This is a genomic window from Marinobacter sp. 1-4A, from assembly GCF_016597725.1.
GTDB lineage: Bacteria > Pseudomonadota > Gammaproteobacteria > Pseudomonadales > Oleiphilaceae > Marinobacter.
Map to the genome: position 1 here is coordinate 681,317 of NZ_VCGY01000001.1, position 25,646 is coordinate 706,962.

Genomic DNA, 25,646 nt, shown 5'->3' on the forward strand with positions numbered 1-25,646 from the left:
AAACTCCTAAAACGTAACGAGTGAAACACAGTTTACAGCGAACTAGCGCCTAAATCCTAACGACCCTAGAAAGACACAGGCATCCAGAAGACCTAACTCAAGTATCAAAACCTGTCACTATCAATCAAATCGCTTTTTCTAAGCCAAAAAAAACCCTGACCGAAGTCAGGGTTTTTAGGCTCTGTTAGCTATCTCTAGCTAGCAGATGGTTGTCTGACCCTCGCGGGGAGGGTCTTAAACCTCAGTTCTAAGCTCAGCTTACGCCAAACCAGACTCTGTTGCCCACTCAACTGAACCCACCAAGGAGAGTTCCATGTCTGGAGCGTTGGTAGCCAGGGAAGCACCCAGATCTACAACACCAACCAACTGAGCGCTGGTGTTAAAGTCGCCAGCGTCAGCGTCTGCTACACGAGTAGACGTAACGTGGAAGATCTTGTACTCACCGTCGTTGGCATCATTCTCAACCATGAAGATATGGTTGTTGGTGTTGCCAATGATCGCGCCAGGCGCAGCAGTGCCCATGTTAGTTTCGCCGTTGTCAGCGTCGTAGCCGCCAAACAGAGCAGTGTTACCCGCAGCACCGTAGCCTGAACCAGTACCGTTAAGCAGAGCTATCAGGTTAGAGGCAGTCAGGTTATCCCAAGTTTGCTGTGCGTTACCGCCGCTGCCTTGGAAATCGATGATGGAAACGGTGTTACCGTTGAACGCACCAGTGCCTTCGAAAGTAACAGGGCTTGGGTTCGCAGAAGAACCTGCACCAGAGCCAGACGCATCTACTTCAGTGGTCAGGTAGCTGGTGAAGTTCAGGAAGTCAACGCCTGTAGCCGTTACACCAGCAGCGCCGTCAGTGTCCTGAACGAAGTTCAGTACAGTGTTGTGGCCGTTGTTGTAACCGGTGTACACAAGCATGTCGTTGCTGTCTGCGCCAGTGCCCAGAACCACTACGTCTTGGCCAGCACCCATGTTGATTACGTTGTTGCTCTCAACAGTGCTGTCTGCGCCAGTAACGTCGGTGCCAGAAATCTGGCCCAGAATTGAATCTGCAGCAGTTGTTTCGCCACCAAGGTTGTCTAGAGCACCCAGACCTTCGTAGCCGCCAGTACCAGTGGTGTCTGCAATGCTGTCTACAGCAGTGTTCAGATCACCTTGTACCAGTGCACCGATTGAAGAATCGTTGTTGAACGCTTCCCAAGCAGCTTGCAACTGAGTCAGAGCAGAACCAGTTGGCAAAGTGCCAGCCTGAAGGTCTACATTCAGGTCAACATTTGCAAACTCGCCGTCTACCAGAGAGCGAACAATCAAGGTGTCGTTCGGGCCGTCGATCGCTACCAAGAACTTGCTCAGAACCGCATCACCATTGATGGCTGTTTTCATAGCCTGGTTGATGTGACGCTCAGTAGCCGCGTAGTTAGCACCGGTTGGTACGTCAACAGTTACTTCAAAACCGTTGGTGAACGCAGCAGCTGCGGCGCCAGTCAGACCACCAGCAGGCGTTACGCCAGCGCCAGCGAAGCTAACGGTTAGAGTAGTGTCATACAGGAAGTAAGGACCAGTGGTACCAGAAGTGCCAGCCAGAGGCGAGCCAGAGCCGCCCAACAGGTCTTGAACTTCAAGGTTCTCTGAGTTGAATACCCAGTGAGCGTTGAAGTCTGTGCCACCGATGTCTTGCTTACCACTGTTGTCTGCGTAAACAACGTCGTTGCCTGCACCTACCAGAATAGTGGCATCGCCTGCACCCTGAGTTTCAACAACATCGTTGCCAGAACCAGTGTTGATCACGATGTTCTTCTGATCTTTCTGGTTAGCGTACCAGTTAGATGGAGCAGTAGTGTCGTTGTCCAGTACCAGAACAACCTTGTCGTTACCGCTACCGGTGGTGATGCTCAAAGAAGCATCTTCGTGAGCGATAACAGACTGGCTGAAAGACAGGTACAGCTCGTTGTCGCCGCCACCCAAGTTGTAGGAGTATACAACGTTGTCTGCAGCTGCGTTGTCTTGGCCGTCAACACGAACTAGGTCACGAGCGATAACCGCTTCAGTCACTTCAGCGTTCATGCGAACGTTTTGACCGAACTGAGCTGCGTTGAATACGCGAACGTCAGACAGACCAGCGTTAGCTTTGCCATCCAGAACCGCACCGCCGTCAGAGCTCAGAGCCGCAGACTGCTCGGCACCAAGGTGGAAGTAGCTCGCAGCGCCAGTCAGGTTAACAACTTCTAGGAAGTTAACATCGGTAGCACGCAGCGGGTTGGAGGCCAGCTTGGTTAGCCACACACCCAGATCAAGGTTGTGAGCTTCTGCTGTAACGTCCAACTGCTGAACGCCTACGTCAGACATAGACTGACCAGAGATGTTTACTGCGCCGCCCTGTGAACCGTAACCAACATTCTTAAGTTCGAGGTTGGTGGTGATCAGGTCAGTTGAAGAGCCCAGTACGTTGGTGTCCTGACGACCAGAGGGGTCAACGTTACGGTCGCCGCCGGCACGATCACCGAAGGAGAAACCGCCACGCTCAATCAGGTTGCTACCCGTTGCAGTAACCAGAATCTGGGTACCAAGAACGTTTGCACCAGTAGTTACCAGAGTGTCTGGATCTACTTGCTGACGTGTGAAGTCTGCGCCCAGTTCAACAGTTACGTTGTTCAGTGCAGTGTTGTCCACGCGAAGCTCTTCGATGCGCGCTTGGATAGCGGCAGCTAGCTCTTCGTAGGTTTCAGCGTTCAGGATATCCTGAGAGCCTACAACGATTTCTTCGCCGTTCAGACGGAAGCTGAAAGACTCGATAGCAACAAGGCTTAGGGCCGCGTCTTTATCGTTGGCTTCGGCCATACGGTCGATAACTTCAACGGTAAGAACAGAACCCAAGTTGGTGGTTACGTTGTCCAGAATTGGGGACAGGAAGTAGGCTTCGTACTGACCTTCTTCACCCAGCTGGTTTTCAAGACGGAAGGAGTAGTCACGAGAGATAGTGCCTGCGCCTTGGTCAATCGCCTGCATACCAACGTTGAAGATCTTGTTGGTGTTGGACTCAAACTCCTCGGCTTTACCGGGGTCACCTGAAGCGTGCGTCCAACCAGTAACATCCGACTCACCTTTGTCGGTGTTAAAGTTGAAGTCAAAGACGATGTCGTCCGGTGTTTCGCCTGGATTCGTCGGTGTCTCTCCGTCTGCGAAGTCGCGGTTCACGGTAGAAAGGCCGGCAGTGCCATCAACAAAATCAGGCTCGTCAGCTGCATTCAACGCGGCTGCGTTCTGGAACTCAACGGCCAGACGAGCTTTGCTCAACTGGTTAGGACCAGCAGCGCTGGTTAGCAGTGAAGTCCAGTATTGCAGACCTTCTGCTTCAGGCGCACGGCCTAGCAGATTGGTGTACAGGTCGGTTACGAACCCGTTGTTGCTTTGCGCAGGCTTAGCCTGGATAAGTGCTGTCGCAAGAGCGTCGAGGCCAGTAGTGTCGAACGCGTTGTTCAGTTCTGTCTGTGTCGGCGCGTTGCCAGTGATTGCAACGTAGGTGCGGATAACACCAAGCTCGTTAACATTTAAAGCCATGTGCTTTACTCCATCTTTATATAAAGTGCTTATAAATTGATCAATTTATAGCAGGTAAAATAACACGATAAGGCTAACAACACGTCAGCATCGTGTCACTTTAGCCACTTCACTACATTGCGCAGCTTCCTACTGCGCAGGCACAGATTCTAATCCGTACACTCTCTTTCTGTAAAGCCCAAGGGGCTCAACAGCAATCTTTGAGTCTGACTGGTAATATTTGCGAGCCGAAACCCTCAAACAAATTAGCGGATCTATTCGACCCTCCCAACCAGACCTACCTCCCACTTACAGCTGGAACACACTGACGAGGAGAAAAACCTACTTAGACCAAGAATCATACATACTGCATGCACAATCCACAACTACCCACTGCCATTCATGCAACAAGTTAATTTGTAAAGGGATGTAACTGATGTAATTCAGTTTCGCTGCGCCGAGCCGGGAATCTGTTTATCGAGCACACCGGCCACCTGCATCAACTCGTACTGAAGCTGAAAATTCTTGTAGATTTCACGTACTTGGTCACGCTCGGTAGTTGATAGGCGAGAGCGGGCATCAAGCAAGTCGCTCAAGCTGCGAATGCCACTCGCGAAGCCACGCTCGGCAGCTTCCAACGAAGCCGCAGCAGACTCTTTTGCGGTATCGAGTGCTTTGATGGTTTGGTAGCTACCCTCAAGCCCTTCAACCAGCCGTGTTACCTCTACCCGTACTAGCTGCTCTTTATGCTGGAGCTCTAATTTGCTGGCCTCTTCACGGTAGGCGGCTTGGCGGGTGCGCGCCGAAGTGGCACCGCCTTTATAGATAGGCAGTTTTAGCTGCACCTCTACGCGGGTTTCTTCCCGCAGGTTAGTGGCAAAGGTATCGTTTTCTGTATAGCGGGCATTTAGGTAGATTTCAGGGTAGTGGCCTGAGCGCTCATAACTGCGTGTTGCCCGCGCCATTTCAAGATTTGCACTGGCAATGCTTAACTGGCCTGAGTTTTTAAGTGCCAATGCCACCCAATCTGTGCGCAGCACCGCCGGGGTTTTACGCCATAGCGTCTCATCCGTTGGCGCCAATTGTATTTCTTTGAAGCTCAACCCGGTGATCGCGGTAAAGTTCTGCTTGGCGGCTTGGTATTCCGTTCTCAATCCTGTCAAGTCTGCTTCAGTTTGGTCAATAGTGGCTCGGGCTTCGAGCACATCCGCGCGCGAGGCCAAGCCTCGCTCGCGCATGCTTTCCATTTGATCGAGGCGACGACGGTGGCTGGCCCGCTCGTCCTCCACCACACCAATTTCACGGCCAAGGGCCGAGGTTCTCAAAAACGCTTCTATTGCCGAGTAGCCGGTTTCAAGGCTGCGATTGCGAAGCTCCTGCTTCGCCAACTCTTCGCCCTTATTCGCACGACCAATCGAATTAAACGTGCGCCCTGAGTAGACCACCTGGCTGAGATTCACGTTATAACTGGTGTGCTCATCGGTGTCGGTTATTGAGTCGTTTACGCCAAAATCTCTTGTAAACCGAGACTGCCCGTAACTTGCGGAGGCCTCAACCTGAGGTAGCACGCCAGCCCACGCCTCTCGCGTGGCCTCCTTCTCTCCTTTAAAACCCGCCTGCTGGCTGCGTAAACCAAAGTTGTTCTGCAAGGCACTGGTGTAGGCTTGGCTTAGATCAACAATCGTTTTGTCTTGCATTTTGTCTTGGCTGACTGCCGGGCCTGAAGCCAAGCAGAAAATCAAAAGGCTGCTGGTGACGGTTGCTTTCATGTTTACCATAGTTACCTCTAGCCTTCCCGGAACGAGCGGCGGAACATGCGGGTAATCGGCTCCGCAAGGTATTCGAATAGGGTTCGCTCGCCGGTTGTGATCATTACAGTCGCTGGCATACCAGACACCAGAAACATGCCTTGCTTGTTCATGCGGGTCATGCCTGCTTCGGTTAGCTTCACCTTAGCCTCGTAATACCGCTCCCCCGATTTCTCGTTCTCGAAGGCATCGGCAGAAATACCGATAACCTCACCCTCGATAACATGAGACATCTGGAGATTGAAGGCAGCCAGTTGCAAATCGGCTAGCTGGCCCACGGCAATGCGGTCGATATCCTGCGGTTGCACACGGGCCGTAATCACGTACTCCTGATCTTGGGGCACGATCTCCATCAGCGTATCGCCGGGCCGAACGATGGCGCCTACGGTATGCACTTGCTTGCCAACTACTGTGCCCTTATCCGGCGCGAATAAGGTTGTGCGTTGCAGAGTGTCTTTCAGGGCAACGCGGCGCGCCACAAGATCGGCTTTGGTTTGCTGGGTGTCGCGCAGTTCGGTAGCAACTTTCTCAACAAACTCTTGGCGGGTTACCAGCATTTCACTGCGGGTTTCACCCACACGAACATTGAGTTCGGCTATTTGGGCCTCATTGGCATCCTTCTCACCCTGCAGGCGGAAAAGCTCGCGCTGCATTTCGTTGATGCGGGTGCGGTCTGTGAGCTCTTCATCAAACAACGCCTGCCAGTTTTCCAGCTCGGCTTCGTAGCTTTCAATGCGGCTCTTGAGGTTGTCGTTCATCGAACGCAGGCCGCGCATTTGCTGATTCAACGCACTGACGCGCTGATCGAAAATTTTCATTCGGCCTTCAAGAGCTTCTTTACGGGCCTGGAACAGTTCCTTTTGCCCCGCGATGATGTTGCGAACGCTTTGGCTTTCACTTTCACGCTCTAACAGCTCTTCCGGAAACTCTACTGCGTCAGCGCCGACGCGTTCAGCCAGAAGGCGGGCTTCACGCCCAAGCACTTCCATCAACTCGGATTCCACAATGGAAAGATCTGCCTTTGGGCGGGTATCTGAAAGAACAATCAAAGGATCGCCCTTCTCTACTTTATCGCCATCATTTACGTAAATTTCAGCGACTATCCCGCCCTCAAGGTGCTGCACCACGCGGTTCTGAGATTCCACCATCACTTTGCCGTCAGCAATGGCAGCGCCGTTGAGAGGCGCAAAGAAGGCCCAGCCTCCAAAACCTACAAAGGTTACCAACAGCACGATAAAACCGAAGCGTACCCGCGCACCCCAGCCAGTGGGAATGCTCGCCATGGCTTGCTTGTCTATATCTTGGCTGGATTCACGGCTGTATTCCGCAGAGAGATCGGATTTTTCATCCACCTCTTCCCAATTACTTTCGGTCTCAGTTTGATTGCCTATGCCCGGTTTTGTCTGCTTACCAACCAAGGCTTCTTCTTCGGCTTTTGCGCCATTACGGGGATTTTTAGGTTCGTTATTGGACATGATTATGCTCCCCCACCTTGGATAGCGGGCCGATTACCACCCTTGTTCCCTATTGCAATGGTGCCGTCTTGCAGGCCTTTCATAACGTCGTCTCGAGAACCAAAGGCCACTGCACGGCCATCGGCAAGCACCAACATTTTATCTACCAAGCGCAGAATAGGCTTGCGGTGAGAAATCAAGATAACCGTTACCCCGCGCCGCTTTAGCTCTTCCAGAGCTGCAAGCAACGCCTGCTCGCCTTGATCGTCGAGATTGGAGTTGGGCTCATCCAATACAATTAAGCGGGGCGAATCGTATACCGCACGGGCCAAGCCGATACGCTGGCGCTGGCCGCCAGACAACACACCGCCAACCGAGGCGATGGGCGTGTCGTAGCCATTGGGCAACCCCAAGATCAACTCGTGAACGCCTGCTAGCCTGGCCGCTTCTACCACTTTGCCGGGTTCAGGCTTACCAAAGCGGGCGATATTTTCACTGATTGTGCCTTCAAATAACTCGATATCTTGCGGCAGGTAGCCGAGGTAAGGGCCAAGCTGGGCTTTGTCCCATTGGTGTATATCGGCACCATCAAGCCTTGCCGTTCCGTTGGCCAAGGGCCATATACCCAATACCGCTCGAGCAAGAGTGGATTTACCAGCAGCACTCGGGCCAACAACGGCAAGCATTTCGCCTTTACCCAGCGCAAAGCCTAGGCCGTTCAGCGCGGGCGACTGACCGCCGGGCGGAATCACTACCATAGATTGAATTGACAAAGCGCCTTCCGGCGGAGGCAAGGGCATGCCTTCACTTTGGGTGCGGTAGTTATCAAACAGCCCGTTCAAGCGATCATAGGCCGAGCGGGCTTGGCTAAATCCCTTCCAGGAGGCAATCAATAGATCCAGCGGCGCAAGTGCGCGCCCCATCAAAATGGAGCCCGCAATAACCATACCCGGAGTAATTTCTTGTTCAATAGCGAGGTAGGCGCCCAACCCGAGCATTAGCGACTGGAACAACATGCGCAGGGTTTTAGATGTGTTACTGAGAATACCTGCCCTATCGGAGGCATCAGCCTGATTAGAGAGAAAATCCATGTGGCGATTGAGCCAGCGCCCGCGAATGTTGTTTTCCATGCCCATGGCGTGCACAACTTCAGCGTTTCGTAAGCAGGACCCGGCATACTGCGTAGACTGAATATTTGCTTGGCCCGCTCTGGCCAGCATTTTGCCTGTCCACTTTTCGTTGGCGTAAGCGAGGGCAACCAAGATAAGTGCAGCCACAATGGTCGCCACACCAAACCAGAAGTGGAATATAAACATTACTACGATGTAGATCGGCAACCAGGGGCCATCAAAAAAAGCGATGGGACCTTGCCCTGTTAGGAACTGCCGCAAAGATGTGAGATCGGTTAAAGGCTGAGCACTCTGTTGCTCTGGCTTATCTATGGCTTGGCGGAACATGGCAGAAAAGATTTTCTGGTTCATGCTCTGGTCAATTTTATTGCCGACCCTTACCAGTATGGCGGAACGCACCATTTGCAGTAACGCGAGGGTAACGAACAGCACCACCAATATGATGGTGAGCATTATTAGCGTTTCCACGCTTCGACTTCCAAGTGCGCGGTCGTACACCTGAAGCATGTAGATTGCGGGCACAAGCATCAGAACGTTTATAAACAAACTGAATATGCCAGCTGAAACAAAACCATCCTTACAGGCCTTGAGCGACTCTTCGAGTTCTGTAGGCTTGGTTTGCCGGGCGTCGGATTTTTTGAACATGGACAGCTTTACCGATAGGTTAGAAAATTAGTTAAAGCATGAAAACGTGCTGCATGGAGCGGAAACCTAGAGAGGCCGCCATTCTATGGAGGGGGCCAGGGGGTGTCAACGCGCCTTGAAAGATGGTAATCATGGCGTTTGCGCCCAGATTTGGTCATAACCATGGAAGCACCAATATTGCACCAAGGGATACGCCTACGGCGTTCGCTATAATATCGCCCCAACTGAAACCGTCGCGAAAAAACTTGTCGCCAATCTCTTTGACTATGCCTATACCAAACGCGACCGCTGCGGCACTGAAGATGTCTAGCCAGTAAAGCCCCACCTGCACCAAAACGATACTCACAAGCATGTGCTGGAGCTTGTCGGCCTCGTGCAGCCAATGCTTCAGGCGCGTGATTGCACTGCTCATCATAAATCCGTTCCGAGGCCAAAGAAGCCTATGTGGTTGCGAGCGACCCAATTACAACCCCCACATATGGGTTTATTTTTTGTTAACCTTAGATGAAACGCTGCAGGCGCTCTTGTATACTTCGCCACCTTGAATTGCGTTACTTTTGAAAACCGTTAAGCGGATTTGACGACTTATGGAAAAATTTACGTTAGACAACAAAAGCTATAATCTCGACGAGCTCCCTGAGGAAGCTCGGAAGCTGGCTAAACAAGCTGCATTAACCAGTGAATTTATCGAGAAGCTTGAAGCCCGTATCGCTATTGCCCGCACAGCCCAAGCTCGTTACGTTGAGCATTTGAAAGCCAGCATTGGCAAAGCCACCCCGAGCAAGAGCGGAAAGTAATCGCGAAAGTAATCGCAACGCCATTTTTCACTCAGGAGCTGTAACATGACTGAATCCAAGAAAACGACCAGCGCTGGCAAGAAGTCCCCAGCAACGGGTTCCACTGCTAAAACAGCAGCCCGCAAAACTCCTGCTAAAAAAGCTGCAGCGCCTAAAAAGGCTGCCGCAAGCAAAGCGAGCGCGAGCCCACAAGTAAATATTGATGGCAAGACGTATGATTTGAATTCCCTGAGCGAAAAAGCGCAGGCCCAAATCAACAACTTGCGTGCTACTGATCGGTTGATCAATGAACTAGAGCTTGAACTCGCAATAGCACGAACCGCCCGCGGCAGCTATTCAGAGAACCTTGAGCGTGAGCTGTTAGCAATGAATACAACGCTGCAGTGAGCAATTCACTATTATTAACATTTCCTATCAACCTAACAGCTTTAGTTTAGTTGACTCTGTTGTTAGGCGAGCGTAGAATTTGTAGTGAATTGATCAATTATGTGTTGTCAGTTTAGTGCGGATAGTGAAAGCCAGCTTCTAGGAGCTGGCTTTTTTTATGAGTCGCGAAAACTCCCTTATTACGCTCACTCAAACCGGAAATTTATAAACATTGCTGCTGTTTGGAAGTGTTTCCGCCACCGGAGGCACATCAGTATCGCCAGATACTGACCACAGCTCATCCTGCAATACATGCTGGGGAGAAAATCCGGTTGGTGCTTCTGACAAAATCTGCACTACGCGATCACAATCGAACTGTTGGCTGGCTTGTGCCAACTCGTCCAATAAAACCCGCACCTCTGCCCAAGGAAGACAAGCCTCTCTTGCCATCATGATACGCGCATTGGTCGTCGCAACTGGATTATCTCCAATCAGCAACTCTTCATAGAGCTTTTCGCCAGGGCGCAGCCCTGTGTAAACAATTTCGATGTCGCCGTCTGAATTTAACCCTGTACGCTCTGACAACCCCATTAAGCGAATCATTCGTTTTGCAAGGTCGGCGATTTTTACCGGCTCCCCCATATTTAACACAAACACTTCCCCGCCCTTTCCCATAGCTGCTGCTTGACGCACCAAATGGCCGGCCTCAGGTATGGTCATAAAATAGCGGATAACTTCAGGGTGCGTGACGGTAACTGGGCCACCGCTGCGGATTTGATCTCTGAATAATGGCACCACAGAGCCGGACGAACCTAGCACATTGCCAAAACGAACAATTGAGAAAATTGTGCCTTGCTGGTGCGCCGAAAGCCCCTGCAACACCAGTTCAGCCATGCGCTTGGTGGCCCCCATTACGTTGGCTGGCCGCACGGCTTTGTCGGTGGAGATTAGAACGAACCGGTTTACTCCTGCAGCAATGGCGGCCTCTGCGCAGTGACGGGTGCCCATCACGTTGTTCTGCAAGCCTTCGATTACGTTGGACTCCACCAGTGGCACATGCTTGTATGCTGCTGCATGGTAAACCGTATCTACTTTAAAGGTCCGCATAATCGCCTCACACCGTCGGCGGTGCAGCACGCTGCCAAGCATCGAGTGCACATTAACCGATAAGCCTTGGGCACTCACGATGGCCTTTAGCTCTTTATCAATGCTGTATAAGGCGTATTCAGACTGCTCCATGAGAACAATCGCGCTGGGCCGCTCTTGTACGAGTTGCCGACATAGCTCTGAGCCAATAGAGCCACCGGCCCCGGTCACCATAACAGCACGACCTTGCACTATGTCTTTGGTTGGGCCACGGCTAGGCTGCACCGGCTCTCTGCCTAGCAACTCTGCTGGGTCTAGATCGCGGATATCGTTGATTCTTGCAGTGCCAGCTACCAACTCTGACACGGCTGGAACTGTTTGAATGGGCACCTGCAGTTCTTCGAGCGTTGTTATGAGCTCTTTGCGACTGAGAGCCACATTGTCATCGAGAGCGAGAAATACTCTCTGAATGCCTTGCTCATTTACCGCTTTTTTTAGATGACTGACTGCATAAACCTGAAAGCCCGCTATCAAGCTTCTGTGTTTTTTGCTGTCCAGAGTTACGAAGCCCATGGGCCGATACTCAGTTCCCTGTATAAGCGCGTGGTGTAGCTCAAGGGCTCGTGAGCCAGTGCCAACAATTAAAACCCGCCCCTTGGATTTCTCCATAGGGCGGTTAATAAGCGCGCGAAATCCGAAACGGGTGCCAGCCACCATGATGAACAGGAAGGAGCCATACATAACGGGAACGGAACGCGGCACCATGGCCTGAAGCAGGTAGCCGGACACTACAAGTGAGAGCCCCGACGCAACCACACCAGCCAAAACAACCATGAGCGCTTTTTCGCTGATGTAGCGAATCACTGCTCGATACAGGCCCAGACGCACGAAAACCGCAATGGTAATAACACCTGTCACAAAAAATACAGGTAAGTGGCTCCAAGTGGGTCGCCACAACCATGTTTCAAGACGCAGCGCATAGGCTACCCAGAGGGAAAGGAAAACAAATATCAGATCAGCCGTAACGGATATCATGCGCTTCTGGGGGCGCGAAAGCTCAAACAGCTTTTTGAGGGCATGGGCTAACTGATCATTCATTACCTGATTTTCCTTCAAACTTATGAGTCCTAAGATTCAGACTAGCAGCGATCAATGCCTTTCTTTAGTTACGGTTTTTTCAACCGCCAGCGTTTCTTCAAAGCCTTTGAACTCGGTAACTTTAGGTTCCCATCCCAATAACTGTCGCGCTTTTGAGGAATCAAGCGTTAAGGATGATGCAATACGATCCACAATGCTGTTCAGGCCCGGCAACGCAGTTGCTAGCTGAAAAACCGCTCTTGGCAAGCTCCAACGCAAAGGCCTGCGACCATACAGTTCGCGCAACCCTATTAAGATTTGTGCTGTTGAAAAGTCTGCGCCATCACTAACAAGAAAGCTCTGGTTGGCGGCGGCGGGGTGCTGCATGGCCAGCTGGGTAAACTGAACCATGTTATCAAGGTAGATCATGCTCCGCTTGTTTTGAATGCGGTTTATCAATATGGGGACACTGCTGTTCGCCCACCGCATAAGCATGCGGAAATTACCTTTTACGCCCGGCCCATAAACCAGCGGTGGACGAATTATAACGTATTCCATGCCAGTTTCGTGGCAGATTTCCGTCAGCTTGCTTTCCGCGGCACTTTTGCTCACAGCGTAGGGGCTAACAGGGTTGTGTGGGCTAGTCTCTGTGTAGGGACCGCCGGTTTCGCCGTGAACTTTAATGGTACTGAAGTACAAAAAACGCGAGACACCCTGCGCAGCCGCTTCGCTGGCCACCCGCGCCGTTCCCGCCGCGTTAATCTCATACAGTCTTTGCGCGCGCTCAGCAGCGTTGCCGCCTTCTGCTGAGTTTGCCGCCGCGCAATGAATAACGATTTGTATGCCTTCCAGAGCTTCGCGCCAGTTCGTTGTTGCACCAAGTTCTCCAACCCTTACCCATTTGAGCTTCGGGTGGCATACCGGCCCGGGCTCGCGGCAAGCTGCCACCACAAACACCTCCGGGTGCTTTAGCAATGCTTTCATCAAGGCACTGCCAACAAAGCCTGTGGCGCCGGTAACCAGAACCTTCATAACTCAACCTGTTGTGGATTAAAGACATTACTTGTTGGGTATCAGAACTCTTGGATAACCCAAACCGTCAAGGCACTGCTTGAAAGCGCGCTTTGCAGAGTCATCACCGTGAACAACACGTATTTCTCTTGGTTTTTTGGCTATGCCTTCGATAAAACGAATCAAATCGGATTGCCCGGCGTGAGCCGAATAGCCGCCTACCTGGTGCACTCTGGCCCGAATATCAAACCTCTCGCCATCCAGTTCTACCCAACCACCTTGAGGGCCATAAGTCAGAATATCACGCCCCGGTGTGCCCGCAGCTTGATAACCCACGAACAACACATCGTTTCTGGCTTCACCAAGCATTGCTTTAAGGTAATTTACCACTCTGCCTCCGGCACACATGCCAGAGCCAGCCAACACTACGCAGGGGCGGTGTGAGCGGGCTAGGTATTCAACGGCGTTTTGATGGTCTTCGTGGGAGTTGATTACGGTTAGCTGCTCAAAGGAAAGCGGGTGCCTACCTTGGCGAATCAGTTCCGCCGCCTCGCCATTCCAAAACGGCTTGAGTTTGCGATAAATGCTGGTGAATTCTGCCGCCAGCGGCGAATCTACAACAATTTCTAAGTCCTCCCAGACCACGCCGTCCGCAACAGCATCATGTCGGAATTCGTGTATCAAGCCTTCGATTTCATACAACAGTTCTTGCGTTCGGCCAATACTGAATGCGGGAATCAATACCGTACCGCCATCCGCTAAGGCGTGCTCCAGAATCGCTTTCAGTCGGTAGCGCCGGGTTTCCCGGCTCTCGTGGTCTTTATCGCCGTAGGTGCTCTCAATCACGAGTCGGTCTGCTTGTTCTGGCGAGGCTGGCTCTTGTAATAGAGGTGCATGGGGTGCGCCTAAATCGCCGCTGAATACTACCCGCTCCCGCTCCTCTCCGGAAACCGCCTCGCATTCAACATAAGCCGAACCTAGAATGTGCCCCGCACGCTGTAAACGCACGGACAGTGAACCGTTTGGTTCTGAAAACACTGGGTGCCACTGCCCATAAGGTACAGGTACAAGTCTGGTGCGGATCAGCTCAAGCACTCGATCGATTAACCGTTTATCCCGAGTAAAGCCAATTTTCAGGGCATCTTCGAGTATTTCAGGGAGCATTAGGGCCGAAGGTTCTGAACAGATAATCGGCCCTTCGAACCCCGCAGCCAATAAATATGGAATTCGTCCAACGTGGTCGATGTGCACATGTGTGACAACCAAAGCACGGATATGCGCAATGGGAAAATCAATGGAGAGGTCGGATGCGCTGGCACTGGAGCCCTTTTCTTGCCCCTGAAATAAGCCGCAATCAACCAAAATGCCTGCTGTATTATTTGCTGAGTTTCGCTCTAAGGCAGGCGCAGCTCCAAAATCAAGAGTTAGCTCATGGCAGGAGCCGGTAACACCTGTGGTTGCACCATGATGAATGATATCTATCATTTTCAACATTCCCTGTTGTCTGTTTGAACACATGAAACCTAATCACGGCCGGGCACTCTATCGCCCAAGCCTTTGCCTGATATGGTCAGGAATATGTACTTAAAGTAAGCGGAAACAGTGAGGCTAGCCAACATCTTCGCGTCGGTTTGCGCCAACAATTGGGGAGTAGACATATCAATGCCCTGCACCTGCGCCAAACCGGTGACACCCGGCCGAGCCTTAAACACACCTAGCCGCTCACGCTCGGCAATCAACTCTTCCTGATTGAATAAACAGGGGCGTGGGCCAACGAAGCTCATTTCGCCTTTTAGAACATTCCACAGTTGTGGCAGTTCGTCTAGTTTGGTGCGGCGCAAAAAACGGCCAAGCCTGGTGATGGAGGAGCTGCTTGCTAAATGGCTGGCAACAGAGGCGGTATCAACGGACATTGTTCGGAACTTCACCAGCGTGAACGGTTTCTTGAATCGCCCTACTCGTTGCTGCCTAAATATTGGGGCGCCTGTGTCAAATAGTCCGATAATGCAAAGAACAAGCAACACCGGAAAGCCCAATACCAAGCCAAGCAATGCGAACAAGAAATCCAACATACGAATCAAAAGTTTAATCCTGATAGCTCGGAATATTAGTGACGCTTAGCAAAACACAACCTATTAAAAATACCAGTTCCCAGCAGCAATAAAATGCGGATTCAAAACATCCTCTTTGCCATACCGCAAAGGCTCGCCATCCAGTTTTCGCACATCGCCTCCGGCCGCTACCAATACGGCATGGGCTGCCGCTGTATCCCACTCGCTGGTAGGCCCTATGCGCGGATAGAGGTCTGCGTGGCCCTCGGCTATGCGGCAGAATTTAAGGGAGCTGCCCGCTTGAATGGTTTTATGGGGGCCGAGTGCTCTTATAAAATTTCGGGTTTCATCGTTCATGTGGTTTTTGCTGGCGACGACGCGTTTGGTTGCGGGCGGCTCTGCCACATAAATTCGGTGAACTCTCCCAGTGCGGTCGCGCTTGTGGGCGCCTTCCCCTTTTATTCCCCAAAAGGCTTCTTTTAAAGCAGGGGCTGTTACAACACCCATTACCGGCTCGCCGTCTTCAATCAATGCAATATTCACTGTGAACTCACCGGTACGCTGGGTGAACTCTTTGGTGCCATCAATGGGGTCAACCAGCCAGAACCGCCGCCAATGTTTGCGCTCTTCCCAGGGTGATTGCGCACCCTCTTCCGAGAGGATTGGGATATCTCTGCTGATAGTGCGTAGGCCTTTTATAATGATTTCGTGGCTGGCGACATCCGCAGCGGTGATTGGCGATTCGTCTTCCTTGTAGCTCACTTTGAAATCGGATTGGTATATGTGGAGCACTCTGGTGCCAGCTTCATCAGCCAATTTGATGACTTCGGGGAGCATTGAACTATAGTGCATATATCGCGTCCTGCTTTTCGGGTGTCAGCGTTATGGTATCAAACAATGCGAGCGTACCCTTTCAATTTAAGCGGAATTGAGCGACCTTATGTACTCGGTAGCGACATACGCTGCACAGTACAGCCCCACCTAAACCGAGGAAGCTTTATGGGCCATTCCAATAAAACGGTTTTCTCAAGCCGCGTTGCGAATTTAGTGCTTCTAGCTTCAACTATTTTTCTGGCAGCATGTGGCGGCTCCTCATCGTCGAGCCCTGCTACCGACCAGACAGAAACAGTTGCGCTTTCTGGTACAGCGGCGACCGGCGCAGCAATAGGTAACGCTCCAATTTCTGCAAGATGTGAAGACGGCTCAGGCTTCCTAAATAACGTGGTAACAGACGCCAACGGTCGATTTCAGGGCGAAGTTGGGGCAAACGCGTTGCCTTGTACTCTGAGCGCTAAGCAATCGGATCAAAGGTCTTTCCATAGCCTTGCGGTTACCGGCGGCAGGGTAAATATAACGCCTCTTACAGATATGGCCATCGCACTTGCAGGAGAGAATCCCAGCCAATGGTTTGCGCAAGGAGATCTAAGCCAAGTCGCCGAGGTTTTATCGCAACGAGCGCAGGAATTGCTGAGTACATTAGAAAACCTTGGCTACTCGGTTCCTGAGAATTTGGACCCGCTTCGCAGTACCTTATCTATTGGCGATAGCCATGATCAACTACTTGACCAACTGATCGCCGCTATCGAAAACGCTGCCCCAACGCTGGCAAGTTACGAAGCTCTTCTGTTGCTGCTGCAAGACGGCAATCTCGATCAGATTCCTAGAGCGTCTGTGGACGAAGATAACAACCCGAGCACTCAAAACTTTAAAGTCTGCTTCAACCCTGATCTTTTCAGACCTGGCGCAGAGTTGGTTACACAAACCCGTATAAGGCTACCAGGGCAAGCTACCTACACTGAAACAACAACGCAACGCATGCTGGAGCCCACCACCTTTAACGGCCGCTCTGTAGATGTCCGCGAGATAGAGCAAGTGTCTGCCAATGGAGAGCTAACAATAACCCAGTATTTGATCATTGATCTCGACTCTGGTGCCAGCTCGTACTTCGGGTCGGTTTTTGACACCGGTCAAAACGTGCTGGAAAGCACCTATGAGCCATCCGTCGACACTATATTGGATATCGGCCTCAACGATACCTATAGCCATAACTATGTAGAGCTATCAAATGGTGGACGCTCTGACGTTTCTTTTGAGCATACATTTCTTGGAATCGAAACCATTGAGGTGCCTGCAGGACGCATTGATGCGTGCAAAATGCGCTTCCTGAACTTTGAGGACGGCGAGAGAACAGAATCTATCGAATGGATTGCCGTGGGAACGGGGATCAACTTGCGAACTTATTCACCCAATGAGGCCACCCCTCAAGCTATTCTGGAACTGGAGTCTGCCACTTTGAACGGTGAAGTTATTTACTGATTTTTCACCAGCTTGCATAGCCAGACTTTTCTAAAGCGACGCTTTCAGGCAATCTGGCTAGGCCCGTTTCAGGCGTTTTCCATCCTGACTAGCCAGAAGGCCTTGTGTTATGAAACTTCGTTTCCTCGGCGGAACCGGTACAGTGACCGGTTCGCGCTACCTGTTATCTGACGATAAACACCGCGTATTGATTGACTGTGGTATGTATCAGGGGGTTAAAACCCTACGCAGAAGGAACTGGGCGAAGTTTCCGGTAGACCCGAGCACCATTGATGCGGTAGTGCTTACCCACGCCCACATAGATCACTCGGGCTACCTTCCCGCGCTGGTGAAAAACGGCTTCAAAGGTAAGATTTACTGCACCCAAGGCACTCTCGATTTGTGCAAGGTATTGCTTCCAGACGCGGGTTATCTGCAAGAAGAAGATGCCAAGTACGCCTTTCGAAAAAAGTTCTCAAGGCACGAAAACCCGGAACCCCTGTTTACGGTGAAAGATGCATGGGAATCTCTAAAGCATTTTGAACCCTACCATTATCATCAGACCTTTGAGCCGATAAAAGGTTTTGAAGTGACCTTCACCCCCGCCGGACACATTCTCGGCTCCGCTTGTGTGCATGTGCATCACAAAGCCAATGACCGCACAGTTGTATTCAGCGGTGATGTGGGCAGGCAAAACGACCTGATTATGCGCCCGCCAGAGCCGATCAAAAAAGCCAGCGTGTTGGTGTGTGAATCTACCTACGGCGACAGGCTACACGAGGAAACCGACCCGGAAACGGAACTGGCCGAGATCATTACTCGCACCGCTGGCCGAGGCGGCATTGTGCTGATACCGGCTTTTGCCGTGGGTCGAGCCCAGATGCTGCTGTATGTGATTCACAAAATTATGCGAGAGGGGCGCATCCCGAAGCTGCCGGTATTCCTCAACAGCCCCATGGCTATTAAAGCGACAGAGATTTTTTGTACGCACCACAAGGAACACAAACTCAGCCCCAACCAGTGCGAAATCATAGACAGCCATACCGAGTTCGTTCGCACGGTGGATGAGTCCATCAAGCTCGACTCTGTGCGCTATCCTTGCATTATTGTATCTGCCAGCGGCATGGCGAGCGGTGGCCGGGTTCTACACCATTTAAAAACCCTGCTGCCAAATTACAGAAACAGCGTGGTGTTCGCTGGCTTTCAGGCGCCAGGGACGCGCGGCAATAGATTGGTTGCAGGCGCAGAATCGATAAAAATTCATGGCGAATACTGGCCAGTAAAAGCCGAGATACACAATATGGGTTCCCTCTCGGCCCACGGCGACTACAACGAGCTCCTGCAATGGCTTGAGCAAGGGGCTCTGGAGCCGGAGAAGGTGTATGTTACCCACGGCGAAATGCTGGCCAGTGACATTATGCGTAAACGGATTAGCGAAAAGTTTGGTTGGCGCACCGAGGTACCGGACTTGTTTGAAGAGGTAGAGATTTGAAGTTAACTGCACTCTTTTTTGGCTTGACCCTACTGTTTACTGCGTTGGGCACAGCTCAAGCCCAGCCTTTTACGCTGCCCGGCATACCGGGTTTCTCGGGCCAAGCAGAAAAAGAAGACACAGCTTCGCCAGAAGAGCTGGAGGCGTCTCTTGAAGTAACTATTCAGGCTCTGGAGGATGACGAAAGCCGGCGGGCGTTAGTGCAACAACTGAAAACCATACAGGAGGGGTTGCAGGCGGAGTCGTCTCAAAATAACCAAGGGGCTTCCAACGGAGAGGGTTTGTTGGGTGCTCTTGCCCTTTTGTTTGATCAAACCACTAATGCAGACAGCAGTGCCGAAACACCTCTTGGGCAATGGAAGACACATTTCCGTAATGCCTATGGCGCAGCTGAGAAGCTTCTGGCCAGCGCCTCCCATCGCGTGCTGGCAGAAACCGCTGTCGGGCTTGTTGTTTGGATAGCGACACTCTGGGGCCTTTCCCGCCTTGCTCGTCTGTTTTTCTCATGGCGCGGCTGGCCACTCACAATGCCAAGGCAACCTCGGCCCTGGATGCTAATTGTCCACTTCGTGCGACGCATTGTGCCTTGGCTACTTACCTTCGTTGCTCTTCTGGCAGGGCTGCCAACGTTTGGCATGTCTGAAGAGGCGCAAACCACTATTCTTATTCTGGCTTATGCAGCCTTGAGCGCGCGCGGATTAACATCGCTATTTGATGTGATGATTTCGATTTTCTCCAGCGGCCATCGCTTAGCGGCTGTTCAGATTTTGCGCCGCCGCATGCTCTTACCACTCTTTATTATCGGCGTACTGTTCGCTTTGGAGGATGCTCTTGGTACCAGTGAGCTGACCGAGCCACTGGGCGACGAACTGGCCAGTGCGCTTGCACTGATCTTTAGTGTGATCGCGGCCTTGCTCAGTTTTTATCTGATTATACGAAACCGCCGCCCGGTCACACACTTGATCCGTAACCGCCCCTACAACCAGCGCCAGAACCAAGGCGTTTGGCGGGAAGTGACCGCTCTACTGGCGAGGCTTTGGCATATTCCCATGCTCATGGCCATCAGCGCCTCCGTAGTCGCTGTTTTTGTAAATGGTGGCGAGGCGGATGCAGCCTTGGGTAAGGCTATGGTTTGTGCACTGTTACTTGCGTTGACTCTTGCTCTTCAGGGGCTGATTGGCATTCAAGAAAGCCGCCCAAAACATCAAGCCTTAAGTACATTCAGCCGAAGGCTAGTGCGCTTCGGTTACCGCTTAATACAAACGGCGGCGTGGCTGCTGTTTTTCGAGTTGATACTACAAATATGGGGTCTATCTTTGCTGGGTGTTGGAGAAAAACCTCCAGTCAGCCCCGGGCTCGCGAGCAGTATGATTGGCATCGTTTTTACCGGTCTGATTGCTAACCTAACGTGGATCTTCGTGGATGAGCTTTTAGAAAGAGCCATGCGCGGCGGCGACCGTAAAAAGCGAATCAACCCGGCAAGGGCCCAAACAATTCTGCCTATTGCGCGAAATACGCTGCTCATAACAATTCTGATCATAGCCACATTGGTAGGTCTTTCTACCATTGGCGTTGATGTGACCCCTCTGCTGGCTGGTGCGGGTATTATTGGTTTGGCCGTTGGTTTTGGTGCGCAAACACTGGTGCAAGATTTGATTACCGGGCTGTTTATTGTTGTTGAAGATTCCATGTCCGTTGGGGATTTTGTTGAAATCAACGGGTTCATGGGCACAGTGGAAGGTTTCAACATGCGCACCGTGCGCTTGCGAGATCTCGAGGGGGTTGTTCATCACATCACGTTCAGCAAAATCAGCTCTATTCACAATATGTCTCGGCAGTTTGGTATCGCCCTCATCAAAATCCGCATCCCCCGTGAGTTACCAATTGATGACGCCATTCTTTTAATGACAGAGACGGCCGAAGAACTGCGCACACTGCCAGATATGCGCTGGCTAATTTGGTCGCCGCTTGAAATGCAGGGAATACATTCGTTTGAGGAAGGTTGCCCCGTGCTGCGTATGCGGATGCGGACTAAACCGGAGTATCAGTGGGATGTGTCCCGAGCCTTTAACCTGCTACTTAAACGGCGCATGGAGGAGCGGTACATTGATGTTGCAGCACCAAGGATAAGTGTGCAGATGGAGGGCGAAGGTGGTGCTAGGTCGCCCTATGTAGATAGGCGGGCGCCGGAAGCATAAGGCCTACCCATAATGGTAGGCGCCTAGACCTTGCTTTATTACCAAATAGTTTGCCAAAATACTAATTATTAATCCTGATTACTAAATGGTACTAAGGCATGACTATCGATTGGCATTACCCCCGCCACGATCTCACTAAGCGGGTCATGGACGCCTTTGACCAAAGCGTTTCAGACACCCTGACATTGTTCGCACCAAGACGAATGGGAAAGACCGAGTTTGTGCGGTATGACTTGATTCCAGAAGCTGCAAAACGCGGATACGTTCCGGTATACGTCAGTTTTTGGGAGAACCGTGACGACCCCGCCCTGTCCCTATTGCTTGCAATTAAGTCAGCCCTTGCCGAAGGAAACTGGTGGAGGCGCGCGACTAACCGGCTAACGGGTGCTCAACTAAGCATCAAAGGGAATGCTTCTGGTGAACTAGAGGCGTCTCTCTCAGTCACGGAATCAAAGCCAACCTCGCCAGACTCGGCGACGCTGGCCGATCTAAGGAAACACATTACAGAGCTACTTAGAAAGAACGATCGTGTTCTGCTCTGTCTTGATGAAGCGCAACATCTGGCAACCAGCTCGGCGTTCGAAAGTTTGGTGTTTTTTTTACGGACGATTCTTGACGAGAACCGAAAACAGATTCGCGTGATGTACACCGGCTCGAGCAGAGACGGCTTACGCAAACTCTTCAGCAAGCGTAAAGCTGCGCTGTTTCAGAGTTCTTCCCAGATAGATCTGCCACTCCTTGGTTCGGGATTCATTGAGCACATGAAGTCTTGCTACCAGCAAGCCTCCGGCCGGGAGTTCACTTACACAGAAGGCCAAAGAGCATTCAGCTTATTGCATCATGTGCCTCGTGAGTTTCGCTCGGTGATAGAGAAAATGATCTTGAGCGGGGCAACAGATATTCTGAACGAAGCGGCCCACGCTTATGACAATCAGGTGGAAGACAGCAGCTATCCAGTGTTATGGCAAAACCTGAAAGCTATCGACCACGCACTACTGATTTGGATTGCGTATGGCCATGCAAGCCTCTACCAAGAGGCATGCAAAGCATACTTAGCTAACCATCTAGGCGTTTGCTCGGTGGAAACACACACCATACAAAACGCGATCAATCGGCTTCGCGGTGAACACCTATCTCTCATTGCCCACGGCGCCTATGAGTTTGAAGATGCGAGATTTAGGGACTGGATTATCGCTAACACCTCTGCTAGTTCCTCTCGATTGCCCGACGAACAGCTCTGTATAGAGCACCAGCAGTCTGATCGAAGACCCAGCGAATAAAGCGGAATGTAAGGTCTGTAACCGTAGTAACGGCTACTCGAGCAAAAGCAAGCATATGACCTAACAGCCCTCGGGTTTGTTCTGCAAAGCGAACAGAAGCAGAGGCAATTGCCTCTAAAGTTCGCGCTAATAGGTCATAAAACGTGAGAGAAGAACTAACTGCCGCCTGAGTGATAATAGCCGCATAATACCCGGAATCTTTTAATAGCGTTATTAATGCAGAAGACAGCTTGTCCGCCCATTGGCCAGAGAAAAATGCTTCATGGCGGCGCTCGTAATCCAGCCGAATTGAGCGGCTCAGTATGATATCTGAACGCCTTTGAAGAAGAGACCAGTCTTCAACATTGGCAGTATTGCGGTACCCGGGCACATCGTCATCACTCATTCCATGAGCATCGTCTGAAATCCCGGAAGCATTATCCAGCCGGTATTCGGAACCATTAACGTGCGCATGAATAAATGGCCAGAGCGGCACATGCGGAACCGGATCAGCGCCGTGAACACAGCGATGGATACCTTCTATCCTGTTAGACGCTGCAGTGGCATACCCAAGCATTCCGACCCGTGGAGCCCCAAACGTATATAGCTTTACAGGTTTACGAAAACGATACTTTACCCAATCTGCCGTCAATGACGCGAGAGCGCCTCCCAAGCTATGACCTACACAATGTAGCCCCTCTACTCTGCCGGTAGCCATCGCAGGTGATAATAGACGCTCAAGCGCCGGCTCCATACTTTCAAATGTTTTGTTGAAACCAGCGTGCACTGAAGCACCACCCACAGATGTCGACAGACCAAAATTACCATTTGTCAGCCAGTCTGCGGTTGTTTTGGTTCCGCGTACAGCAATGACATGGTGCCCCCGATACTTGCCCACACCTTCGCCATGTACTGCAAACCCCGTTGATCGACGATATAGCCCGAAGAGCCCGCCTGTGCGGCCGGTTACAGGCCCCCTGCTCAAGTCAATGTTGAACGCCTTCCTCATCTCTGCAGTTGTTTCTAGTCGAACGATTCCTGTTGGATCTGGCGTCAAAATGCCATAAACAATATGAGCAAACTCAGCTGCGAGCTTGGGTGAAAGACTTTTCATGAATCACATCCTTATGAAAATCAGACTTACCAGCGACAAATGCTAGATATGTTGTGAGTAAAGCTCGGGTTCTCTACTTTTGTAAAATGGTGAACAATCTCCTCGTCCTCAAGACTACAGTTTAGGTGTGCCAGTTTTTCCGTTATTACAGCCTCTCCGGTGACTCTTGCGGTAACATAGTGCCAAAGAACATATTTCTCTCCTCCCTGTTGAGCAACAACAACCTGCCTTAGCCTATCTTCAACAAGCGGCTTACCCGGCGTTCTGGACTTAGTTGTCCAAGGCGGAAAGCTGAACACTCCATTCTTATCGGTATGGGTTTCCTGTGTTTCAGCGGTATCGTATGTCGCAGCTCTAATAATTTTCAGACCTTGAACGGGCGCTCCAGCTTGCTCAACTCGCCCCCTGACCTCAGGGAAAAGAAGCACATCGAATTTCTTTAAAAAACCAAACATTCCAGCATTCCCTTCATTTAAAAATACGAAGAACATCACCAATATCAGCCCACACCGGCGCAATATTGAAGTCATAGTAAAATCCGGATGTAGCAACGCCTTGCGAATATGCATCGCTTGGGCGAAATCATGGGGAAAGTGCGGAGGCGTAGTGCAAAGAGCAGCATCTGAATTATCGTCCCTGAACAATAGAGGCTGGGGCAACCCTTGCCCCATATGGTATAAAAGCTACTGAAGCTTGCTGGTACTGTCAATATCGGTTTTAGCAGTTTGTTCTTACCACCCCACACTGAAACAATTGGCGGGACAACTCCCTTCTCATATGGTCCATCATGAAACTATTAGTTCGTAATCTCGCCCGCACAACCACAGAACAGGAAATTCAAGAGCTGTTTTCAGCCCATGGCACGGTTGCTGAGTGTACGTTGGTACTGGATAAAGAAACCGGAAAGTCCAAAGGCTTCGGCTTTGTGGAAATGCCGAATGCTAAGGAAGCCAAGATGGCCAAGGCGCAACTGAACGAAACCCGTGTGGGAACGAACCGAATTCGGGTGAAGTTCGCTCAGGATAAGGAACAACAACCCGACACGAAAAGCTGAGGCATTACGTTATTGGCTCGTTGGCAGTGCGCTCTTCTATACATTCGTAGCCGCCCATTTCAAACTCGCGGCAAATAAATGGCCGCTTTTCGTAAATAGAACATGACATGGTTTTGCGATCTAGTGCGGCGCACCAGCCGTCATCCAGCCGCGCCATGGTTCTGCCGCCCCATTGATCGGTTTCAATAAAGCGCTCTGGCACGCCTGTCTCGGTAATTAGCATTACTTCCAGCCTGCAGCAGCAGGCTTGGCAGTTTGAGCAGCTAATACCGGGATCAGTCATGTTAGGTATCAGAGTAGGTCTTTGCGCAATTGCGCGGGGGTTTTGGGTGACAGCAAGCCCGGAGCCACGTCAAATACAGACCTAGCACCCACCTCACCTGCTTTGGCCATTTTATGGACTGCGCGGGTGTAGGCTACCAACACGCTTGCGGTGAACTCTGGGTTGCTGCCAAGAGCCAGTGAGTATTCGATGGTTTGCTTGCTCTGGGTGCCAGTTTCGCCACTGCGAATCACAAAGCCGCCATGGGGCATGGCACTGTGCTCGGCCGCGAAAGTGGCTTCGTCAATGAAGTTAACCGTGGTGTCGAAGGGTTCGAAATAGTCCGGCATGGAGACAATGCTGTTGCGTACCGTTTCTGCATCTGCCCCCTCTTCCAGAACAATAAAGCACTCGCGCACATGCTTCTCTCGTGTGCTCAGCTCTGGCTGCTCGCCATTGCGAACCCGGGCGATGGCGTCTTGAGATGGCAGGGTGTATTGCACGCCCTTTTTCACGCCTTCTACACGGCGCACGGCATCCGAGTGGCCTTGGCTCAAGCCTTTGCCCCAGAAGGTGTAGGTTTCACCTTCCGGCAGAATAGTTTCACCGAACAAACGGTTCAGGGAAAACAGGCCGGGATCCCAGCCCACAGACATCAGCGCAACCTTGCCGGCTTTACGCGCAGGTTCATCCAGTGCTGCGTGATATTCGTTCACTTTGGCGTGGGTGTCAAAGCTGTCGACGGTATTGAAGAACTGCGCCAGATAAGGCCCCTGTTCCGGCAGATCGGTCTTCGAGCCGCCACACAGAATCATTACATCAACGTCGTTCTGGTACTGCTCAATATCGGCCATGGCATAAACCGGCACTTTGCTGTCCAGAAGAGCCACACTAGCGGGATCGCGGCGGCTGAACACACCCACCAGTTGCATATCCGGGTTCTGCGCCAACGCAGCTTCCACACCCCTGCCCAGATTGCCGTACCCGGCGATGCCTACTCTAATTTTGTCTGCCATGGT

The 25,646-nt window shown here is 51.6% G+C and carries 21 protein-coding genes; 7 read left to right on the forward strand and 14 right to left on the reverse strand.

The features are described from left to right. Nucleotides 1-258: 258 nt before the first annotated feature. The 5 genes from FE845_RS02970 to FE845_RS02990 form a co-directional block, all read right to left on the reverse strand. Complete coding sequence (locus FE845_RS02970) at nucleotides 259-3,549, reverse strand: DUF4214 domain-containing protein (RefSeq protein ID WP_200361677.1); 3,291 nt, start codon at nucleotides 3,547-3,549, stop codon at nucleotides 259-261. 422 nt (nucleotides 3,550-3,971) lie between these two features. Further along, on the reverse strand, nucleotides 3,972-5,297 hold the full coding sequence (locus tag FE845_RS02975; protein WP_200361678.1) for a TolC family outer membrane protein: 1,326 nt from the start codon (nucleotides 5,295-5,297) through the stop codon (nucleotides 3,972-3,974). A gap of 17 nt (nucleotides 5,298-5,314) precedes the next feature. Continuing rightward, on the reverse strand, nucleotides 5,315-6,811 hold the full coding sequence (locus FE845_RS02980; RefSeq protein ID WP_200361679.1) for an HlyD family type I secretion periplasmic adaptor subunit: 1,497 nt from the start codon (nucleotides 6,809-6,811) through the stop codon (nucleotides 5,315-5,317). Nucleotides 6,812-6,813: 2 nt separating this feature from the next. Continuing rightward, a complete protein-coding gene (locus FE845_RS02985) occupies nucleotides 6,814-8,565 on the reverse strand; it encodes a type I secretion system permease/ATPase (protein WP_200361680.1) in 1,752 nt (583 codons plus the stop codon). Nucleotides 8,566-8,719: 154 nt separating this feature from the next. Further along, the gene (locus FE845_RS02990; RefSeq protein WP_200361681.1) at nucleotides 8,720-8,980 is read right to left on the reverse strand and encodes a DUF2279 domain-containing protein; all 261 of its coding nucleotides are present in this window, start codon (nucleotides 8,978-8,980) and stop codon (nucleotides 8,720-8,722) included. Nucleotides 8,981-9,152: 172 nt separating this feature from the next. On the opposite strand from FE845_RS02990, the gene FE845_RS02995 reads away from it, so the two are divergent. Both FE845_RS02995 and FE845_RS03000 read left to right on the forward strand, forming a co-directional pair. After that, on the forward strand, nucleotides 9,153-9,362 hold the full coding sequence (locus FE845_RS02995; RefSeq protein WP_200361682.1) for a DUF6447 family protein: 210 nt from the start codon (nucleotides 9,153-9,155) through the stop codon (nucleotides 9,360-9,362). 45 nt (nucleotides 9,363-9,407) lie between these two features. Beyond that, nucleotides 9,408-9,749, forward strand: coding sequence for a DUF6447 family protein (locus FE845_RS03000; RefSeq protein ID WP_200361683.1), 342 nt, complete (start codon nucleotides 9,408-9,410; stop codon nucleotides 9,747-9,749). 189 nt (nucleotides 9,750-9,938) lie between these two features. Here the strand turns inward: FE845_RS03000 and FE845_RS03005 are convergent, their stop codons facing one another. The 5 genes from FE845_RS03005 to cysQ are packed head-to-tail and all read right to left on the reverse strand — an operon-like array spanning nucleotide 9,939 to nucleotide 15,805. Next, nucleotides 9,939-11,912, reverse strand: coding sequence for a polysaccharide biosynthesis protein (locus FE845_RS03005; protein WP_200361684.1), 1,974 nt, complete (start codon nucleotides 11,910-11,912; stop codon nucleotides 9,939-9,941). A gap of 51 nt (nucleotides 11,913-11,963) precedes the next feature. Then, complete coding sequence (locus tag FE845_RS03010; RefSeq protein WP_200361685.1) at nucleotides 11,964-12,923, reverse strand: NAD-dependent epimerase/dehydratase family protein; 960 nt, start codon at nucleotides 12,921-12,923, stop codon at nucleotides 11,964-11,966. Between the two features lie 27 nt (nucleotides 12,924-12,950). Beyond that, nucleotides 12,951-14,387, reverse strand: a complete 1,437-nt coding sequence (locus tag FE845_RS03015; RefSeq protein ID WP_200361686.1) for an MBL fold metallo-hydrolase RNA specificity domain-containing protein — start codon at nucleotides 14,385-14,387, stop codon at nucleotides 12,951-12,953. Between the two features lie 38 nt (nucleotides 14,388-14,425). Further along, nucleotides 14,426-14,983 (reverse strand): sugar transferase, encoded by a 558-nt coding sequence (locus FE845_RS03020; RefSeq protein WP_200361687.1) that lies wholly within the window; start codon nucleotides 14,981-14,983, stop codon nucleotides 14,426-14,428. 54 nt (nucleotides 14,984-15,037) lie between these two features. Next, on the reverse strand, nucleotides 15,038-15,805 hold the full coding sequence (cysQ, locus tag FE845_RS03025; RefSeq protein ID WP_200361688.1) for a 3'(2'),5'-bisphosphate nucleotidase CysQ: 768 nt from the start codon (nucleotides 15,803-15,805) through the stop codon (nucleotides 15,038-15,040). Nucleotides 15,806-15,952: 147 nt separating this feature from the next. On the opposite strand from cysQ, the gene FE845_RS03030 reads away from it, so the two are divergent. The 4 genes from FE845_RS03030 to FE845_RS03045 all read left to right on the forward strand — a co-directional run bounded on the left by FE845_RS03030 (nucleotide 15,953) and on the right by FE845_RS03045 (nucleotide 22,218). Next, nucleotides 15,953-17,269, forward strand: coding sequence for a hypothetical protein (locus tag FE845_RS03030; RefSeq protein WP_200361689.1), 1,317 nt, complete (start codon nucleotides 15,953-15,955; stop codon nucleotides 17,267-17,269). A gap of 109 nt (nucleotides 17,270-17,378) precedes the next feature. Beyond that, nucleotides 17,379-18,740, forward strand: a complete 1,362-nt coding sequence (locus tag FE845_RS03035) for an MBL fold metallo-hydrolase (RefSeq protein WP_200361690.1) — start codon at nucleotides 17,379-17,381, stop codon at nucleotides 18,738-18,740. Beyond that, a complete protein-coding gene (locus FE845_RS03040; RefSeq protein WP_200361691.1) occupies nucleotides 18,737-20,938 on the forward strand; it encodes a mechanosensitive ion channel domain-containing protein in 2,202 nt (733 codons plus the stop codon). Before FE845_RS03035 ends, FE845_RS03040 begins: the two co-directional genes overlap by 4 nt. 98 nt (nucleotides 20,939-21,036) lie before the next feature. Then, the gene (locus FE845_RS03045) at nucleotides 21,037-22,218 is read left to right on the forward strand and encodes an AAA family ATPase (protein ID WP_200361692.1); all 1,182 of its coding nucleotides are present in this window, start codon (nucleotides 21,037-21,039) and stop codon (nucleotides 22,216-22,218) included. Here FE845_RS03045 and FE845_RS03050 read toward each other — a convergent pair. Then, nucleotides 22,145-23,311 carry a lipase family protein gene (locus tag FE845_RS03050; protein WP_200361693.1) on the reverse strand — a complete coding sequence of 389 codons (1,167 nt, stop codon included), beginning with the start codon at nucleotides 23,309-23,311 and terminating at the stop codon, nucleotides 22,145-22,147. The two genes, FE845_RS03045 and FE845_RS03050, sit on opposite strands and share 74 nt — an antisense overlap. 26 nt (nucleotides 23,312-23,337) lie before the next feature. Continuing rightward, the gene (locus tag FE845_RS03055) at nucleotides 23,338-23,841 is read right to left on the reverse strand and encodes a DUF6795 domain-containing protein (protein ID WP_200361694.1); all 504 of its coding nucleotides are present in this window, start codon (nucleotides 23,839-23,841) and stop codon (nucleotides 23,338-23,340) included. 257 nt (nucleotides 23,842-24,098) lie between these two features. Here FE845_RS03055 and FE845_RS03060 point away from each other — a divergent pair, with 257 nt between their 5' ends. Continuing rightward, a complete protein-coding gene (locus tag FE845_RS03060; protein WP_200361695.1) occupies nucleotides 24,099-24,365 on the forward strand; it encodes an RNA recognition motif domain-containing protein in 267 nt (88 codons plus the stop codon). Nucleotides 24,366-24,369: 4 nt separating this feature from the next. Here the strand turns inward: FE845_RS03060 and FE845_RS03065 are convergent, their stop codons facing one another. Beyond that, the gene (locus FE845_RS03065; RefSeq protein WP_200361696.1) at nucleotides 24,370-24,648 is read right to left on the reverse strand and encodes a YkgJ family cysteine cluster protein; all 279 of its coding nucleotides are present in this window, start codon (nucleotides 24,646-24,648) and stop codon (nucleotides 24,370-24,372) included. An 8-nt stretch (nucleotides 24,649-24,656) separates the two neighbouring features. Then, nucleotides 24,657-25,643 (reverse strand): diaminopimelate dehydrogenase, encoded by a 987-nt coding sequence (locus tag FE845_RS03070; RefSeq protein WP_200361697.1) that lies wholly within the window; start codon nucleotides 25,641-25,643, stop codon nucleotides 24,657-24,659. Nucleotides 25,644-25,646: the final 3 nt, after the last annotated feature.